This window comes from Streptomyces sp. SID1328 (genome assembly GCF_009865595.1).
Taxonomy (GTDB): domain Bacteria; phylum Actinomycetota; class Actinomycetes; order Streptomycetales; family Streptomycetaceae; genus Streptomyces; species Streptomyces griseoluteus.
This window is the reverse complement of sequence record NZ_WWKH01000082.1, coordinates 1-15,787: the sequence shown is the minus strand read 5'-3', so window position 1 is coordinate 15,787 and position 15,787 is coordinate 1. Positions and strand designations below refer to the sequence as shown.

Annotated in this window: 11 protein-coding genes and 1 pseudogene; 4 read left to right on the top strand and 8 right to left on the bottom strand. The window is 71.9% G+C overall.

All coding sequences use genetic code 11. The features are described 5' to 3' along the window. Positions 1 to 246: 246 nt before the first annotated feature. The 3 genes and pseudogenes from GT030_RS02600 to GT030_RS02590 all read right to left on the bottom strand — a co-directional run bounded on the left by GT030_RS02600 (position 247) and on the right by GT030_RS02590 (position 5,981). On the bottom strand, positions 247 to 1,680 hold the full coding sequence (locus tag GT030_RS02600) for a S28 family serine protease (protein WP_161199625.1): 1,434 nt from the start codon (positions 1,678 to 1,680) through the stop codon (positions 247 to 249). Positions 1,681 to 1,767: 87 nt separating this feature from the next. Continuing rightward, positions 1,768 to 2,157, bottom strand: a complete 390-nt coding sequence (locus GT030_RS02595; protein ID WP_161199624.1) for a hypothetical protein — start codon at positions 2,155 to 2,157, stop codon at positions 1,768 to 1,770. 105 nt (positions 2,158 to 2,262) lie between these two features. Further along, positions 2,263 to 5,981 (bottom strand): annotated as a pseudogene (locus GT030_RS02590) (ABC transporter ATP-binding protein). 156 nt (positions 5,982 to 6,137) lie between these two features. Between GT030_RS02590 and GT030_RS02585 the strand changes: the two are divergent. Beyond that, the gene (locus GT030_RS02585) at positions 6,138 to 6,479 is read left to right on the top strand and encodes a hypothetical protein (RefSeq protein ID WP_161199623.1); all 342 of its coding nucleotides are present in this window, start codon (positions 6,138 to 6,140) and stop codon (positions 6,477 to 6,479) included. On the opposite strand, the gene GT030_RS02580 is transcribed toward GT030_RS02585, so the two are convergent. Beyond that, positions 6,412 to 7,401: an esterase-like activity of phytase family protein gene (locus GT030_RS02580; protein ID WP_161199622.1), complete on the bottom strand. Its 990-nt coding sequence runs from the start codon at positions 7,399 to 7,401 to the stop codon at positions 6,412 to 6,414. The two genes, GT030_RS02585 and GT030_RS02580, sit on opposite strands and share 68 nt — an antisense overlap. Positions 7,402 to 7,455: 54 nt before the next feature. Then, on the bottom strand, positions 7,456 to 8,379 hold the full coding sequence (locus tag GT030_RS02575) for a serine hydrolase (protein ID WP_161199621.1): 924 nt from the start codon (positions 8,377 to 8,379) through the stop codon (positions 7,456 to 7,458). Positions 8,380 to 8,535: 156 nt separating this feature from the next. On the opposite strand from GT030_RS02575, the gene GT030_RS02570 reads away from it, so the two are divergent. Together GT030_RS02570 and GT030_RS02565 are read left to right on the top strand one after the other, a co-directional pair. Next, on the top strand, positions 8,536 to 9,225 hold the full coding sequence (locus GT030_RS02570) for an alpha/beta hydrolase (protein ID WP_161199620.1): 690 nt from the start codon (positions 8,536 to 8,538) through the stop codon (positions 9,223 to 9,225). A 333-nt stretch (positions 9,226 to 9,558) separates the two neighbouring features. Then, complete coding sequence (locus tag GT030_RS02565) at positions 9,559 to 10,362, top strand: endonuclease (RefSeq protein WP_161199619.1); 804 nt, start codon at positions 9,559 to 9,561, stop codon at positions 10,360 to 10,362. Between the two features lie 70 nt (positions 10,363 to 10,432). On the opposite strand, the gene GT030_RS02560 is transcribed toward GT030_RS02565, so the two are convergent. Genes GT030_RS02560 through GT030_RS02550 form a run of 3 tightly spaced genes read right to left on the bottom strand, consistent with a single transcriptional unit; the run spans position 10,433 to position 14,612 of the window. Continuing rightward, complete coding sequence (locus GT030_RS02560; RefSeq protein WP_161199618.1) at positions 10,433 to 12,118, bottom strand: thiamine pyrophosphate-binding protein; 1,686 nt, start codon at positions 12,116 to 12,118, stop codon at positions 10,433 to 10,435. A gap of 5 nt (positions 12,119 to 12,123) precedes the next feature. Further along, positions 12,124 to 13,095, bottom strand: a complete 972-nt coding sequence (speB, locus tag GT030_RS02555) for an agmatinase (protein ID WP_086691293.1) — start codon at positions 13,093 to 13,095, stop codon at positions 12,124 to 12,126. A gap of 56 nt (positions 13,096 to 13,151) precedes the next feature. After that, positions 13,152 to 14,612, bottom strand: coding sequence for a sodium:solute symporter (locus GT030_RS02550; RefSeq protein ID WP_161199617.1), 1,461 nt, complete (start codon positions 14,610 to 14,612; stop codon positions 13,152 to 13,154). Between the two features lie 195 nt (positions 14,613 to 14,807). Here GT030_RS02550 and GT030_RS02545 point away from each other — a divergent pair. Further along, positions 14,808 to 15,787 (top strand): PucR family transcriptional regulator ligand-binding domain-containing protein (locus tag GT030_RS02545; RefSeq protein ID WP_202459601.1); only part of this gene is annotated, 980 nt, incomplete at its 3' end.

The following is a 15,787-nucleotide window of genomic DNA, read 5'->3' as shown; positions in this document are numbered from 1 at the left end:
CGAGGCCGGCCGCGCTCGCGAACAGGGACCGTCTGGAGGGTCCCGTGGTGTTTCCCGTGCTTCCCGTGCTGGTGTGGTGCACGTGCGCCCCTTCCGGAGGAGAGAACCGCTGAAGGAAACTTTCGGAAGTCACCAATATCCGGGAAGTTTCTTTCCGTCAAGGGAACTCACGGGGCATCACCCACCGCGGCCGTGAACGGCGAAGGGGGCGCCGGACGAGATCCGGCGCCCCCTCCCCCGCCTGTCCTACGGGCGCAGCGCGGGCTCGCGCTCCACGTCCCGTACGTCCAGCCGGCCGTCGAACCGGGCCAGCGGCTTCGCCGCCGACGGGTCGGCCTGGACCGCCGGGGACGCCACCCCGGCCCACTTGAGGATGCGGGCGGTGGCGAAGGCCCGCTCGTCGGCGACGAGCCCGGCGACGTTCGCGCCGTGGTTCATGCCGGGCGCGGTGAACACGTAGGAGTCACGGGCGCCCGCGCCGGGGCGGAAGCGCTCCGAGCCCCACGGGTCGTTCTGGCCGTACACGAAGAGCATGTGCCGGGCGTCGTGCCGGACCCAGTTGTCCACGTCCCGCATGGCGCCGGGCTGGAAGCGCATCGGGATGGAGCGGGGCACGAAGTTGCGCGGCGGCTGGTAGCCGTAGCGGATCAGCTTCCGCTCGATGTGCGGGAAGTGGATGGTGGGCGCGCCGAGCTGGGTGCCCGCCTGGTAGTAGTACGGCGTGTACTGCTCGAGACCCTGGTCGGTGTAGGCGGAGAAGCCGGAGATGGTGTCGACCGAGTCCCAGATCGCGTCGTCGGTCGCGGTGGCGGCGCCGGACGGGATCGAGTCGCAGTCGGCGAGGCCGCTGTACTGCCAGAAGCCCCACACGTAGTCCAGGACGACGGCCTCGTACGCCTTGTCCAGGGAGCCGATGGTGGTGAAGGTGTAGCCGTTGTCGGCGGCGTACTGGGCGTACCGCTGCTCCAGCGGCTTGCGGCGGACGAGCGCCTCGCGCTGGACGGCGTTCAGCTTGTCGCGGCACTCCTTGGTGCCGACGCGCTCGAAGAAGCGGTCGTAGGCCGAGTCCTCGTTGTTGACCACGTCGTTGGGGGCGACGTAGGCGACCACGCCGTCCATGTCGCGGGGGTAGAAGCGCTCGTAGTAGGTGGCCGTCATGCCGCCCTTGGAGCCGCCGGTGGCAAGCCAGTTGCCGGAGTACAGCGGCTTCAGCGCCTCGAAGACGCGGTGCTGGTCGCTCGCCGCCTGCCAGATGTCCAGCTTGGACCAGTCGGCCGGGGCCGGGCGGGACGGGGTGAAGAAGCGGTACTCCAGCGAGACCTGGTTGCCGTCCACGATCTGGGTGGGTTCGCGGCGGGACGGTGTGGTGGAGACGTTGTAGCCGCCGGTGTAGAAGACGGTCGGGCGGCTGACGTCCTTGTGCAGCACGGTGATCCGCTGCTGGAAGGTGCCCCGGTCCGGGTGCCGGTGGTCGACCGGCTGGGTGAAGTTCAGGACGAAGTAGCGGTAGCCGGTGTACGGCTTCTCCTCCACCAGGCTGACGCCGGGTATCGCCAGCAGCCGGTCCTTGATGTCCGTGGGTGCCGGCGGTGCGGTGGTGGCCGCCCCCGCTGTGCCCGCCGTGCCCAGTGTGCCGATGAGCACCGTGAGCGCCAGCAGCCATCTCAGCGCCTTGCGCATGCGCACTCTCCCCTGTGAGACAGATGTCCGCCGGAAGCTATCCGAGCAACTGCCTTCACACCAGAGAAGATTGGCCGGTTCGCGCGATCAGCACAGAATCCAGCCGGAGGCGACGGTGCCCCGGCCGGCCGCTCCGCGCACCTTGACGCACCGGTGCCCGGCGTGGACGGTCACCGGTCCGGCGTGGTGCTTGTAGCGGCCCTGGTCGGTCACCGGCCGGTTGCCGCGCGCCTGCACGCTGACCAGGAGGATGCCGGAGCCGGACTTCTTGGCGACCGTGGTGGCGCACACGTAGCCGTTGCTCCGGTAGAGGTGGACGGTGCCGGTGCGGAACGGCAGCGTGCGCACCTCGCGTCCCGCGCACCGTCCGCTCGCCGCCGCCTCGGCGGTGCCGGGGGCCGCGAGGGCGAACGCCCCGGACAGGGACAGCGCGGCCGCGCCGAGTGCCGCCCACCGCCGTATCGCCCCACCGTCCACCGCTCGTCCTTCCCCGCCCCATGGGCACACTTTTGCGATCTACGTACTGATGTACGGACGCTTCAGGTGTGCCGGATGGTTGCGCGGCCCCCGGCTGCCTGCCCCTCAGGAGGTGACGCCGACCGGCTCCTCCGGCTCCGACTGGCCGATGAAGGTCCGCCACATGTCGGCGTACCGGCCGTCGCGGGCGAGGAGTTCGGTGTGGTGGCCGTCCTCCACGATCCGGCCGTGCTCCATCACCACGACCCGGTCGGCACGGGCGGCCGTGGTCAGCCGGTGTGCCACCACCAGGGTGGTACGGCGGCCCGCGAGCCGGTCGGTGGCCTGGTTGACCTGCGCCTCGGTGGCCAGGTCCAGCGCGGCGGTCGCCTCGTCCAGCAGCAGCACGTCGGGGTCGACCAGCTCGGCGCGGGCCAGCGCGATGAGCTGGCGCTGCCCGGCCGAGAGGTTGCGGCCGCGCTCGGCGACCTCGTGCAGATAGCCGCCGTCGAGGGTGGCGATCATCTCGTGCGCGCCGACGGCCCGCGCGGCCGCCTCCACCTCGGCGTCGGTGGCGTCCGGCCGCCCGTACGCGATGGCGTCCCGGACCGTGCCGGGGAACAGGTACGCCTCCTGCGGCACCACCCCGAGCCGGTGCCGGTACGAGGTGAGGTCGAGCGCGCGCAGATCGGTGCCGTCGGCGGTGACCCGGCCCGAGGTCGGGTCGTAGAACCGTGCGACCAGCTTGACCAGGGTCGACTTGCCCGCGCCGGTCTCGCCGACGAACGCCACGGTCTGCCCGGCCGGGATGGCGAGGTCGATCCCGGTGAGCGCCTCCTCCTCGTCGCCGTACGCGAAGGACACGTCCTCGAAGGCGATGTCACCGCGCAGCGAGAGCACCTCCAGCGGGGCGTGGGCGGCCCCGGTGGAGGCCGGTTCGCGCAGCAGCTCCTGGATGCGGCCCAGCGAGACGGTGGCCTGCTGGTAACCGTCGAAGACCTGGGACAACTGCTGCACCGGGGCGAAGAACAGGTCGATGTAGAGCAGGTAGGCCACCAGCGCGCCCGTGGTCAGCGTGGCCGCCTCCACCCGCCCGGCGCCCGAGATCAGCACGGCGGCGGCCGCGACCGAGGACAGGAGCTGCACGAAGGGGAAGTAGACGGAGATCAGCCACTGGCCCGGATACGGGCCTGCCGGTAGGAGTCGCTGCGCTCGGCGAACCGGCGCCCGCCGTCCCGCTCGCGGCGGAACGCCTGCACGATCCTCAGGCCCGCCACCGACTCCTGGAGGTCGGCGTTGACCACCGACACCCGCTCCCGCGCCAGCTCGTACGCCTTCACACTGGCCCGGCGGAAGAAGAAGGTGGCGAGGATCAGCGGGGGCAGCGTGGCGAACACGACCAGCGCGAGCTGGACGTCCAGCACCAGCAGGACGCCCATGATGCCGAAGAAGGTGACGACCGAGACGAACGCGGTGACCAGGCCGGTCTGCAGGAACGTGGACAGCGCGTCCACGTCCGTGGTCATCCGGGTCATGATCCGGCCGGTCAGCTCGCGCTCGTAGTAGTCCAGGCCGAGCCGCTGGAGCTGGGTGAAGATCTTCAGCCGCAGCGCGTACAGCACCCGCTCGCCGGTGCGGCCGGTCATCCGGGTCTCGCCGTACTGCGCCGTCCACTGCACCAGCACGGTGAGCAGGCCGAGCAGGGAGGCCGCCCAGACCGCGCCGAGGGCGGTACGGGTCACGCCCTCGTCGATGCCGTGCCGGATGAGCACCGGCAGCAGCAGGCCGGAGCCCGCGTCGACGGCGACCAGCGCCAGGCTGACCAGCAGGGGGCGCCCGAAGCCGTGCAACAGGCGGCGCAGCCCGTAGGAGTCCTCGGCGCGGACCGCGCGTGCCTCGTCCACGTCCGGGGTGTCGGTGGCCGGGGGCAGCGCCTCCACCTGGGCGAGCAGTTCGGGGGTGGCCGGGGTGCCGGAGAGGGTCTGCTCCCGCGGCGTGCGGTCGCCGGTCCACAGCCGGGGGGTGACTCCGCGCTCGGCGTCGAACTCGGCGTCCAGCTCCTCGCGTACCGAGGTGTCCTCGGCCTGCTCGGCCGGGCGGGCGTGGCCCGGCGAGTGGGCGCCCAGTTCGTCGGGGTCGGTGAGCAGCCTGCGGTAGAGCGGACAGCGCTCCTGGAGTTCCTCGTCGGTGCCGATGTCGACCAGGCGGCCGCCGTCCAGCACGGCGATGCGGTCGGCGAGGCTGAGGGTGGAGCGGCGGTGTGCGATGAGCAGGGTGGTGCGGCCCGCCATGACGTGGGCCAGCGCCTCGTGGATCTCGTGCTCGACCCGTACGTCCACCGCCGAGGTGGCGTCGTCCAGCACCAGCAGGCGGGGGTCGGTGAGCAGGGCGCGGGCGAGCGCGAGGCGCTGGCGCTGGCCGCCGGAGAGGGTCAGACCGTGCTCGCCGACCTTGGTGTCGTACCCCTCGGGCAGTTCGCGGACGAACCGGTCGGCCTGGGCGGCGCGGGCGGCGGCCTCGATCTCGTCCTGGGTGGCGTCGGGACGGCCGTACGCGATGTTCTCGCGGACGGTGGCGGAGAACAGGAAGGAGTCCTCGGGGACCAGGCCGATCGCGGCGCGCAGCGAGTCCAGCGTCAGCTCGCGCACGTCGTGGCCGCCGACCAGGACGGCGCCGTGGGTGACGTCGTAGAAGCGCGGCAGCAGCAGGGAGAGGGTGGACTTGCCGGAGCCGGAGGAGCCGACGACGGCCAGGGTCTCGCCGGGGCGGATCTCCAGGCTGAGCCCGTCGAGGACCGGCCGCTGCGGGTCGTAGCCGAAGGAGACGTCGTCGAACTCGACGGAGGCGGGGGCGTCGGCGGGGAGGGTCTTGGTGCCGTCCTTCAGGGACGGCTCGGTGTCGATCAGCTCCAGGACGCGCTCGGTGCCCGCGCGGGCCTGCTGGCCGACGGTGAGGACCACGGCGAGCATCCGGACCGGGCCGACGAGCTGGGCGAGGTAGGTGGAGAAGGCGACGAAGGTGCCGAGTGTGATGTGCCCGCGGACCGCCAGCCAGCCGCCGAGGGCCAGCATCGCGACCTGGCCGAGCGCCGGGACGGCCTGGAGGGCGGGGGTGTACCTGCTGTTCAGCCGGATGGTGCGCAGCCGTCCCGCGAACAGCCTGCGGCCGACCTCGCGCAGCTTCCCGGTCTCCTGCTCCTCCTGCCCGAACCCCTTCACCACGCGTACGCCGCTCACCGCGCCGTCGACCACGCCCGCGACGGCGGCGGCCTGGGCCTGGGCGTACCAGGTGGCGGGGTGCAGCCGGGTCCGGCTGCGGCGGGCGATCCAGCCGAGGGCGGGGGCGACGGCGAGCGCGACCAGGGTCAGCGGGGGCGACAGCCAGGCCATGATGCCGAGCGAGATCAGGAAGAGCAGGACGTTCCCGATGGTCATCGGGAGCATGAACAGCAGCCCCTGGATGAGCTGGAGGTCGCTGGTGGCACGGCCGACGACCTGCCCGGTGGACAGCTCGTCCTGACGGCGGCCGTCGAGCCGGGTGATCGTGTCGTACATCCCGGTACGGAGGTCGTGCTGGACGTCCAGGGCGAGCCGGCCGCCGTAGTAGCGGCGGACGTAGGTGAGGGCGTAGATCAGCAGGGCGGCGGCGATCAGGGCGCCGGCCCAGGGGGCCATGTCGCGGGTGTGGTCGCCGATCACGTCGTCGATGATCACCTTGGTGATCAGCGGGACCACGGCCATGACGGCCATCCCGCCCAGAGAGGCGCCCAGCGCCAGGACGACGTCCTTCGGATGGCGCCAGGCGTATCCCGCCAGTCGTCGCGCCCATCCTCGTTGCGGTCCCACGCGGGTGTCCTCCGTCGCTCTGCCTGATCTTCCGTGAGGCACAAACACGAGGGTGCATGGGGGTATTCCGGGCGGGGGTGTGCCGCCCGGCGGGCGGCGCGTCCGGGTTTGTGCTGGAATGCGTCGCGTCGTACGGACTCTGCGCTGGAGGCGGTCATGGACAAGGGCAACATCGACGTGCCGGACGCGGCCGACCTGGACGCGGCGGCCCGGCGGTACTGCGCCTCGAAGGGGTGGTCGCTCCCGGACGGCGGCTACCCGGTCCGGCCGGCGGACCTGCACGGCGCGGAGGATCTGCGGCGGGCGATCCACGCGGTGGGGCGGGGGCGGCGCGATCCGCACGACGCGATCCGGCGGCATGTGGAGGAGCGGGCGCGGGCGCTGGGGCTGACCGCGGAGATTCCTTCGGACTGGAACGCGGACGGGAGTCTCAGCCGAGACGGACGCGGAGGCGGTACAGGCGGGTCGTCTGGGCCGGGTTCTGGTTGTCGTCGCTGACCAGGAGCACCTCGAGGGCCTTGCGGCCGCCGCCCGTGACGGTCATCCCCTCGACGTTGTCCAGCAGCGGGTTGGGCTGGGGCTGGCGGGCGGTCGCACCGAGGGCGGGGCAGTCGGCCAGGTCCGCGAGCCGGGTCTTGCGGAGGGCCCGGACTCCGGGCTGCCCGGTGAGGTGCTCGACGCGGGACGTGTCGGTGGCGTGGCCCGGGTCCGCGAGGTTCAGCCGGACGGTGTTGCCGACGCCCGCCTCGAAGCCGCGCTCCAGTACGAGGAGGCGCCCGTCGGGGGTGGCCTGCACCTCGGGCACGCCCAGACGGGGGTCGTCGGTGCGGTACGCGTACTGCGCGCCGAGGCGGAAGCGGCCGTGGTCCCGCGTCCAGGTCTGGAAGCGGACGGTGCCGGGGGTGTCGCCGGCGAGGGCGTACTCCATGGAGGCGAGGAGGGTGCGGCCGCCGGGGAGGAGGGTGAGGCCCTCGAAGGTCTGGTTGGCGGTGGCGCGGCCGGCGGGGGCGACTCGGAGGTCCGGCGGGACGGGGAGCCGCTCCAGGAGCTTGCCCTCGCGGGAGTAGCGGCGTACGGAGGGCTCGGTCTCGGAGGTGACCAGTCTGCTGCCGTCCCGGTCGATGGCGAGCCCCTCGGAATCGAGGTCGCCGGGGAGCGTCACGGCTGCGGTCGGACCCTTCGCGTCCAGCCGGAACAGGGTGGACCGGTCCGAGAGCGCGGCGAGTGAACCGTCGCGGTCGACGGCGAGGGCGGAGAGGTTACCGACGTAGGTGCCGTCGTAGGTGGTCTTGTCGAGGGCGTCGGAGAAGCCGTCGATGGCGACGGAGGCCGAACAGGCGTGTTTTCGCGGGGTGTCGGCGTTCGCGGTGCCGGTGGCGGCGAGGGTGGCGGCGGCGAGGGCCGCGAGCACGGTGCGCATGCCGGTCACCGTAGGACGTGCACGGTGACCGGCGGGACAGCGCCGGGTGAAGGATCAGCCCTGCGGCGGGGTCGCGACGAACGCCTCGCGGGGGGTGCTGGTGGGTACGTACAGGGACGTCTTGGCGGTGGTGGGGACCAGGTCCTTGTGGATGGCCTTGGCGACACTCTGGATGGTGGTGACGCCGTAGTCCATCGTGCTGTTGTCCTGGGTCAGCACGGTGATCGTGTAGTCGTGGCCGCCACCGTTGAAGGTGCCGAGGCTGTGGACTCGCCAGCCGTGGGTGGAGCGCTGCAGCCAGCCGTTCTTGACGTGCACGGCGACGGTGGAGGGGGCGCCAGCGGGGGTGCCCCAGCGCTGGGACGAGATGACCTTGCCCATCAACTTCAGGATGTACGCACGGGAGTTGTCGCTCAGCACGGAGTTCTTGGCGGTGACGAGCTTGAGCAGCTTCTGCTCGTCGGTGACGTTGATCTGGGTCAGGCCCCAGTAGCCGTTCGCACCCGGCGTCGTCTTCGTCATCCCGGCGGCCGTGAGGAAGCTCTTGACCTTCGTCGCGCCGAGCTGCTTCCACAGCTTGCTGGTCGCGGTGTTGTCCGACTTCGTGATCATCGCCGTGGCCAGCGAGGCCTCGGTGCTGGTCAGATACCGGTTGTGCTTCTTCGCGTCCCACAACAGGGTCGCCAGCACGGTGACCTTGACGGTGCTGGCGGAGTCGTACGAACTGGTCGCCCGCAGTGTGCACGTCGTCTTCGTGCCCGCCTCGTACACCCCGAGCGCGACGCTGCCCTTGCGGTTGGCGAGCGCGGCGGTGATGTCCTTGCTCAGCTTGGCGGCGAGGCCCGACTTGGCGGAGGTACAGCTCACCGCGGTGGCGGCGGAGGCGGGGGCGGCCCCGACGATGGGCACGAGCAGCGCTCCGCCCAGAACAGCGGCGAGCGCACCCTTACGGGCGCGGGGTGATATCCGGTGCGTCATGCACGGATTGACTCTTGGGGAGGGGGGAGGGTTGCACTGGTGTTCGTGGAGGTGTGGGTCGATCCCGCCGGCGTTGACCGCAGGGCGCCCCGAACCCGAGCCGGGCTGCCCCGCAGGCAAGGCCCCAGCGCCCGGGAACGCCGCTACCGTGCCCCCATGGTCAACTTCATACTCGTACCGGGCGCCCGCCTGGGCTCATGGGCCTGGGACGACGTCGTACCGCACCTGCGGGAAGCCGGTCATGGCGCCCATCCGCTGACGCTCTCCGGCCTCGCCGAGAAGCGGGGCGTCCCGGCCGGGCAGCAGACGCACGTGCAGGACATCGTCGACGAGGTCCTGCGGCTGGATCTGCGCGAGGTGGTCCTCGTGGGACACAGCTACGCCGGTGTCCCGGTCGGCCAGGCCGCGGAGCGGATCGGGGACCGCCTGGCGCACACCGTGTTCCTCGACTCCAGCGTCCCGGCCGACGGCGAGTCCTTCGCCGGGCCGTGGCCGGACATCGAGGCGTCCCTGGCCCGGAACGACGGTTTCTGGCCGCCCGCCCCCGCCTCCCACTTCGAGGGTCATGACCTCACCGAGCAGCAGATCGCCCGGATCGTGGCCCACTCCACGCCCCACCCGGGCCGCACCCTGACCGAGCCCGCCGCACTGTCCGGACCGCTCGGCGCCCTGAAGGCGACCTACGTCCTCTGCGCACCCGACGGGGAAGAACCCGACGACGATGTGGCCCAGTTGGTGGCCGGCGGCCACTGGCGGCTGGTCCGCATGGACACCGGCCACTGGCCGATGTTCTCCCGGCCGCGCGAGCTGGCACAGGTGCTGCTCGACGCGGCGGCCGGGGTGTGACGCCGTGGGCGGCGGCCGGCTCGCCGAGGATGTCAGCCATATGTTCCCGGAGTCGCCGCCCCGGCTCGCCCAGGTCTGCCCGGCCGTCGAGCGCCCGGCCGGGCTGCGCAGGGTGAGGGTCGCGTCGGTCTCGACGGTCAGTGCGAGCCGTTCCTCCGGGCGCTGAGACGCTACCCGCAGGGACAGCCGGCCACCGTCCGCCAAACGGCGCTCATGACAGCCGACTTGCCGGGTCTCGACACACAACGGTCACGTCCTCTTCACCGCCATTTACGCATGTCCATGTCACTCTCTGGTTGTCGACTCAATCAACCCGCGTAGATCGGCCCCCACATGACCGTGACGCACATGCACCGCTGGAAGGCCCCGGCACTGGCCGTTTCGGCCCTGCTCGTCGGCCTCACCCTGCCCACGGCGATCGCCTCCCCGGCGAGCGCGACGACGACCTCGTACGACAGCACGTACTACAAGAACGCCGTCGGCAAGACGGGCGCGAGCCTCAAGTCCTCGCTGCACACCATCATCAGCAGCCAGAGCAAGATCTCGTACTCGGCGGTCTGGGACGCGCTGAAGGTCACCGACCAGGACCCGAACAACAGCAGCAACGTGATCCTGCTCTACAGCGGCGTCTCGCGCGCCAAGACCCTCAGCGGCGGCAGCACCGGCGACTGGAACCGCGAGCACGTGTGGGCCAAGTCGCACGGCGACTTCGGCGAGGTGACCGGTCCCGGCACCGACCTGCACCACCTGCGTCCCGCGGACGTACAGGTCAACAGCATCCGCGGCAACAAGGACTTCGACGACGGCGGCAGTGCGGTCAGCGGCGGGGGCGGCAGCCTCACCGACTCGGACTCCTTCGAGCCGCGCGACGCGGACAAGGGCGACGTGGCCCGCATGATCCTCTACATGGCGGTCCGCTACGACGGGGGCGACGGCTTCGCCGACCTGGAGCCCAACGAGAAGGTCGGCAACGGCAGCAACCCGTACATCGGCAAACTGTCGGTCCTCAAGCAGTGGAACGACGAGGACCCGCCGAGCGCCTTCGAGGAGAAGCGCAACCAGGTCATCTACGACACCTACCAGCACAACCGCAACCCGTTCATCGACCACCCGGAATGGGTCGACGCGATCTGGTAGACGCACGACAGCGGTGAACCTGCCCCCGCACGGGGGAAGTTCACCGCTGTCCGGCGTCCGGCGCGGCCGGTCAGCCCAGGTGGGTCGGCGCGAACATCCGCAGGACCGCGGGGAGCACGACCACCGAAGGACCGGGCGTCGCCAGCGCCTTCGTCAGGTCCGCCTCCAGGGTCTCGGGGCTCGTACGCACGCCCGGCACCCCGAAGGACTCGGCCAGCGCCACGTAGTCCGGGCGGGTCAGTTCCGTCGCCGTGGCCTGGCCGAAGGCGTCGGTCATGTACTCGCGGAGGATGCCGTAGCCGCCGTCGTCGACGATGAGCCACGTGACCGGGAGGTCGTACTGGCGAGCCGTCGCCAGCTCCGCGATGGAGTACAGCGCGCCCCCGTCGCCGGAGACGGCGAGGACGGGGCGGGTCGGGTCGGCCGCCGCCGCGCCGAGCGCCGCCGGGAAGCCGTAGCCGAGGCCGCCCGCGCCCTGGGCGGAGTGCATGGTGTTGGCGCCACGCGGGTCGAAGGCGGACCAGGCCCAGTAGGCGAGGATCGTCATGTCCCAGAAGGACGGCGAGCCGGCCGGGAGCGCCCGGCGCACGGACGCCAGCACGTCCTGCTCCAGCGTGAGTTCCTGCCCGGCGATCCGGCCGGCGATACGGCCGAGCACGTCCCGCACCCGCTCCGGCGCCGTGGCGTCGGTCCGCTCGGACACCGTCTCCAGCAGCGCCTGGAGCGCGAGGCGGGCGTCCGCGTGGATGCCCAGCGCCGGGTGGTTGGACTCCAGCTTGCCGAGGTCGGCCTCGATCTGGACGACCCGGCCGCGCGGCTTGAACGTGTGGTAGTTCGAGGAGAGTTCACCGAGCCCCGACCCGACCACCAGCAGGACGTCCGCGTCCTCCAGCAGGTCGGTCATGTACCGGTCCTCCAGCCAGGACTGGAGGGACAGCGGGTGCTCCCAAGGGAAGGCGCCCTTGCCGCCGAAGGTGGTCACCACGGGGGCGTCCAGCTTCTCCGCCAGCTGCCGCAGCTTGCCCGAGGCGTCGGACCGCACGACTCCGCCGCCCGCGATGATCGCCGGGCGCTCGGCGCGGGACAGCAAGTCGGCCGCCACCGCAGTGAGTTCGACGCGCGGGGCGAGTTCCCCGGGGACCGCGTCCGGGGCCGTCACCACCGGCAGCGAGGTCTCCGCGAGCAGCACGTCCTGCGGGATCTCCACCCACACCGGACCGTGCGGGGCCGTCAGCGCGGAGCGCCACGCCTCCGCGACGGCCGACGGGATCTGCGACTGCGAGCGCACCGTGTGAACCGACTTCACCACGCCCCGGAACGACGCGGACTGATCCGGGAGTTCGTGCAGATAACCGTGCCGACCACCACCGAGCCCCGCCGTGGGGATCTGGCTGCTGATCGCCAGGACCGGCGCCGACGCCGACGCCGCCTCCTGCAGCGCGGCCAGCGAGGTCAGCGCGCCCGGCCCGGTGGAGAGCAGCAGCGGCGCCGCCTCCCCGGTGATCCGGCCGTACGCGTCCGCCGCGAAGCCCGCGTTGTTCTCCACGCGCAGGCCGACGTAGCGCAGCGAGGAGCGGCGCAGCGCGTCGAACATGCCGAGCGCGTGCTGGCCGGGCAGGCCGAAGACGGTCGTCGCGCCCAGCCCGGCCAGCGTCTCCACGACCAGGTCGCCGCCGTTGCGCCCCGGCGGGGGATTCAGGGCCGCCTCCGTCTGCTCCTCGGTCGGGCGGAGTTCCAGGTCGTGGTCGTGCGTCACGTCGCTTACGCGTCCTTCCGGGCCGCCGCGATCTGACGGCTCATGATGGTGGTGAGTTCGTACGCCGTGTGCGAGGCCGCGACCGAGGTGATCTCGGCGTGGTCGTACGCGGGGGCGACCTCGACCACGTCCGCCGAGACCAGGTTGCACGAGGCGAGCCCGCGCAGGATCTCCAGCAGCTCGCGGGAGGTCATGCCGCCCGCCTCGGGGGTGCCGGTGCCGGGGGCGTGGGCCGGGTCGAGGCAGTCGATGTCGATGGAGATGTACAGCGGGCGGTCCCCGATGCGCTGGCGGAGCTGGTCGGCGACCTCGTCCGCGCCCCGGCGGTAGACGTCGGCCGAGGTGACGATGCCGAAGCCCATCTTCTCGTCGTCGGTGAGGTCCTGCTTGCCGTACAGCGGGCCGCGGGTGCCGACGTGGGACAGCGCCTCGGTGTCGAGGATGCCCTCCTCCACCGCGCGGCGGAACGGCGTGCCGTGGGTGTACTCGGCGCCGAAGTACGTGTCCCAGGTGTCGAGGTGCGCGTCGAAGTGCAGCAGCGCGACCGGGCCGTGCTTCTTGGCGACGCTTCGCAGCAGCGGCAGCGCGATGGTGTGGTCGCCGCCCAGGGTCATCAGGCGGGCGCCGGTGCCGAGCAGGTCGTCGGCGGCGGCCTCGATGGTGTCGACGGCCTCGTTGATGTTGAACGGGTTCACCGCGATGTCGCCGCCGTCCGCGACCTGCGCGAGGGCGAAGGGGGAGGCGTCCTGCGCGGGGTTGTACGGGCGCAGCAGCCGGGACGCCTCGCGGATGGCGTTGCCGCCGAAGCGGGCGCCCGGCCGGTACGAGACGCCGGAGTCGAACGGCACGCCGACCACGGCGACGTCCGCGCGGCCGACCTCGTCCAGCCGGGGCAGCCGGGCGAAGGTCGCGGGGCCCGCGTAGCGCGGGACGCGGGAGGAGTCGACGGGTCCGCGGGGCGTCTCGGAGCTGCTCATCGTGAAATGCCTTCTTCCTTGCGCTTAGTCGCGCATGTACTGCTTTCCGTACGACTCTACTGGTGAGCCGGGACCGGTTCGGACGGGAGTTCGGGGGACTTGCCGGCGAGGCGGTCGCGCCAGACGGCGAGGACGCGTTCGTCGGTGGGCCTGGTGGCCAGGGAGACCACCAGATAGGCGGCGAGGGAGGCGAGCAGGCCGTAGTAGACGGGCTCGTTGGCGAGGATGCCGTAGCCCGCCATCAGGCCGATCACCGCGAGGCCGCCGACGATCACGGCGGCGAGCGCGCCCTGCACGGTGCCGCGCTTCCACAGCAGCCCGCCGAGGATCGGCACCAGCAGCCCGCCCACGAGCAGGTTGTACGCGACGGTCAGCGCCTCGACCACGTTGTTCAGCGCGATGGCGGTGCCGATCACGGCGAGTCCCATGATCAGGATGAAGATGCGGTTGCCCTTCACCTCGTCGTGCTCCTCGCCACCGGGGCGGACGATGCCCCGCAGCCGGGACCAGATGTCGTTGTTGGCGACGGTCGCGCAGGCGATCAGGGCGCCGGAGGAGGTGGACATCACGGCGGCGAGGGCGGCGGCGAGCACCAGACCCCGGACGCCGATGGGGAGTTCGTCCTTCACGATGGTCGCGAAGGCGTCGTCCGGGCTCGCGAGCTTGGGGTAGAGCACCTTGGCCGCGGTGCCGATCACCGAGCCGGCCACCGCGTAGACCAGGCAGTACGTGCCGGACACGGTGCCGCCCCACTTGGCGGTGCGGTCGTCGCGGGCGGTGAACACGCGCTGCCAGATGTCCTGGCCGATCAGCATGCCGAAGGTGTAGATCAGCACATAGGTGAAGATCGTCTCGCCGCCGATGCCCAGCGGGTCGAAGTACGAGGTCGGCAGCTTGGCCTTCATCCCCGAGAAGCCGCCCGCCTTGACCACGGCGATGGGCAGCAGCAGGAGCAGCACGCCGATGGTCTTCACCACGAACTGCACCATGTCGGTGAGCGTGATCGACCACATGCCGCCGAGGGTGGAGTACGCCACGACGATCGAGCCGCCGAGGACGATCGCCAGGGTGCGGTTCATGTCGAACAGCACGTCGAAGATGGTGGCGTAGGCGATGGTCGAGGTGACCGCCAGCATCAGGGTGTACGCCCACATGACCACGCCGGAGATGACCCCGGCCCGGCCGCCGTAGCGCAGGTCCAGCATCTCGGAGACGGTGTAGACCTTCAGCCGGGCGATGCGGGCCGAGAAGAACACCGACAGGGCGAGCAGGCCGAGGCCGATGGTGAAGACCATCCAGGCGCCGGAGAGGCCGTACTTGTAGCCGAGGCCGACCCCGCCGATGGTGGACGCGCCGCCGAGGACGATGGCGGCCATGGTGCCGGAGTACATGGCCGGGCCCAGTCTGCGGCCGGCCACCAGGAACTCGCTCTTGGACTTGGCGCGGCGCATGCCCCACCAGCCCATGGCCAGCATCCCGGCGAGATAGACGACGATCACTGTGTAGTCGACGGCCATGGGCTGGGGCCCTCCTTCGCGCGCTTGTCCGGTGGCGTGTCGTGCTCTGGCGTGGGGGTGTCGACGGCAGCGGTTCGCGGGGACATCCGCCCGTACCCGCGGCTGCCGTTCCGCTAGACGATAGGTGGCCGGAAAGCGACTGCGAAGTGTACGTTTCATCCATATGAACGGGGTGGACAGGAGGATACGCACACCATGCCGGAGCCGACCGCCCCGTCCGTCCCGCCGACCCCGCCCGTGCCGCTCTCCGCGCTGCTGGCCCGCGAGGACCTGGGCCTGCGCCAGATCGCCGGTCCCCCGGCCCCGGACACCGTGATCCACTGGGCGCACACCTCGGAGATGGCCGACCCGTACCCGTATCTGCTGGGCGGCGAGCTGCTGCTGACGGCCGGGGTGCACGTGCCGGAGGCGACGGGGGCCGAGGGGGGCGCCCCCTGCTCGAGCGAAGTCGAGAGCTCGGGGGACTATTTCGAGGACTACGTGTCGCGGATCGTCGCGGCGGGCGGTGCCGCACTCGGCTTCGGGCTGGCCCCGGTGCACGACACGGTGCCGCGCGCGCTGGTCGCCGCCTGTGAGGCGTACGGGCTGCCGCTGCTGGAGGTGCCGCCCCGGACCACGTTCTCCGGGGTGGCCCGCGCGGTGTGGCAGCTCATGGCGCAGGCCCGCCTCGCCGAGCTGCGCCGGGTCACGGAGGCCCAGCAGAGCCTCGCGGCCGCCGCCTCCCGACCCGACCCGGTCCCCTCGGTCCTGCGCCAGCTCGCCCAGCGCCTTGCCGCGCACGCCCTCCTGTACGCCCCCGACGGCACGGCGATCGCGAGCGCGGGCCGCGCGCCGGTACCGGGGACGCAGGAGGCGTTGCGGAAGCTGACGGCGGTGGTACGGCCGGACACCGGCCCGGAGAACGCCCCCAGGGACGCCCCCGCCTCCGCCACCGACTCCCTCGGCGACACCCAGCTCGCCGCCTACGCCCTGGGCGGCAGCAGCGGGTTCGTGCTCGGCGTGGCCACCCGGCGGCGCGAGCCGGCGGACCACACCATCGCCTCCGTCGCCGCCGTACTGCTCTCCCTGCTGACCGGCGAGCACCAGAGCGGGGCGGGCGCGGCCCGTTCCTCGGCGCTGGTGCGGCTGCTGCTGGGCGCGGCCCCGGCGGAGGTGGCCGGGCTGCTGGGGAGCGG

Coding starts and splice junctions, on each gene's coding strand:
- GT030_RS02600 (WP_161199625.1), bottom strand. CDS start 1,680: ATGCGCAAGGCGCTGAGATGGCTGCTGGCGCTCACGGTGCTCATCGGC.
- GT030_RS02585 (WP_161199623.1), top strand. CDS start 6,138: ATGGACAAGGGCAACATCGACGTGCCGGACGCGGCCGACCTGGACGCG.
- GT030_RS02580 (WP_161199622.1), bottom strand. CDS start 7,401: ATGCGCACCGTGCTCGCGGCCCTCGCCGCCGCCACCCTCGCCGCCACC.
- GT030_RS02575 (WP_161199621.1), bottom strand. CDS start 8,379: ATGACGCACCGGATATCACCCCGCGCCCGTAAGGGTGCGCTCGCCGCT.
- GT030_RS02570 (WP_161199620.1), top strand. CDS start 8,536: ATGGTCAACTTCATACTCGTACCGGGCGCCCGCCTGGGCTCATGGGCC.
- GT030_RS02565 (WP_161199619.1), top strand. CDS start 9,559: ATGACCGTGACGCACATGCACCGCTGGAAGGCCCCGGCACTGGCCGTT.
- speB (WP_086691293.1), bottom strand. CDS start 13,095: ATGAGCAGCTCCGAGACGCCCCGCGGACCCGTCGACTCCTCCCGCGTC.
- GT030_RS02550 (WP_161199617.1), bottom strand. CDS start 14,612: ATGGCCGTCGACTACACAGTGATCGTCGTCTATCTCGCCGGGATGCTG.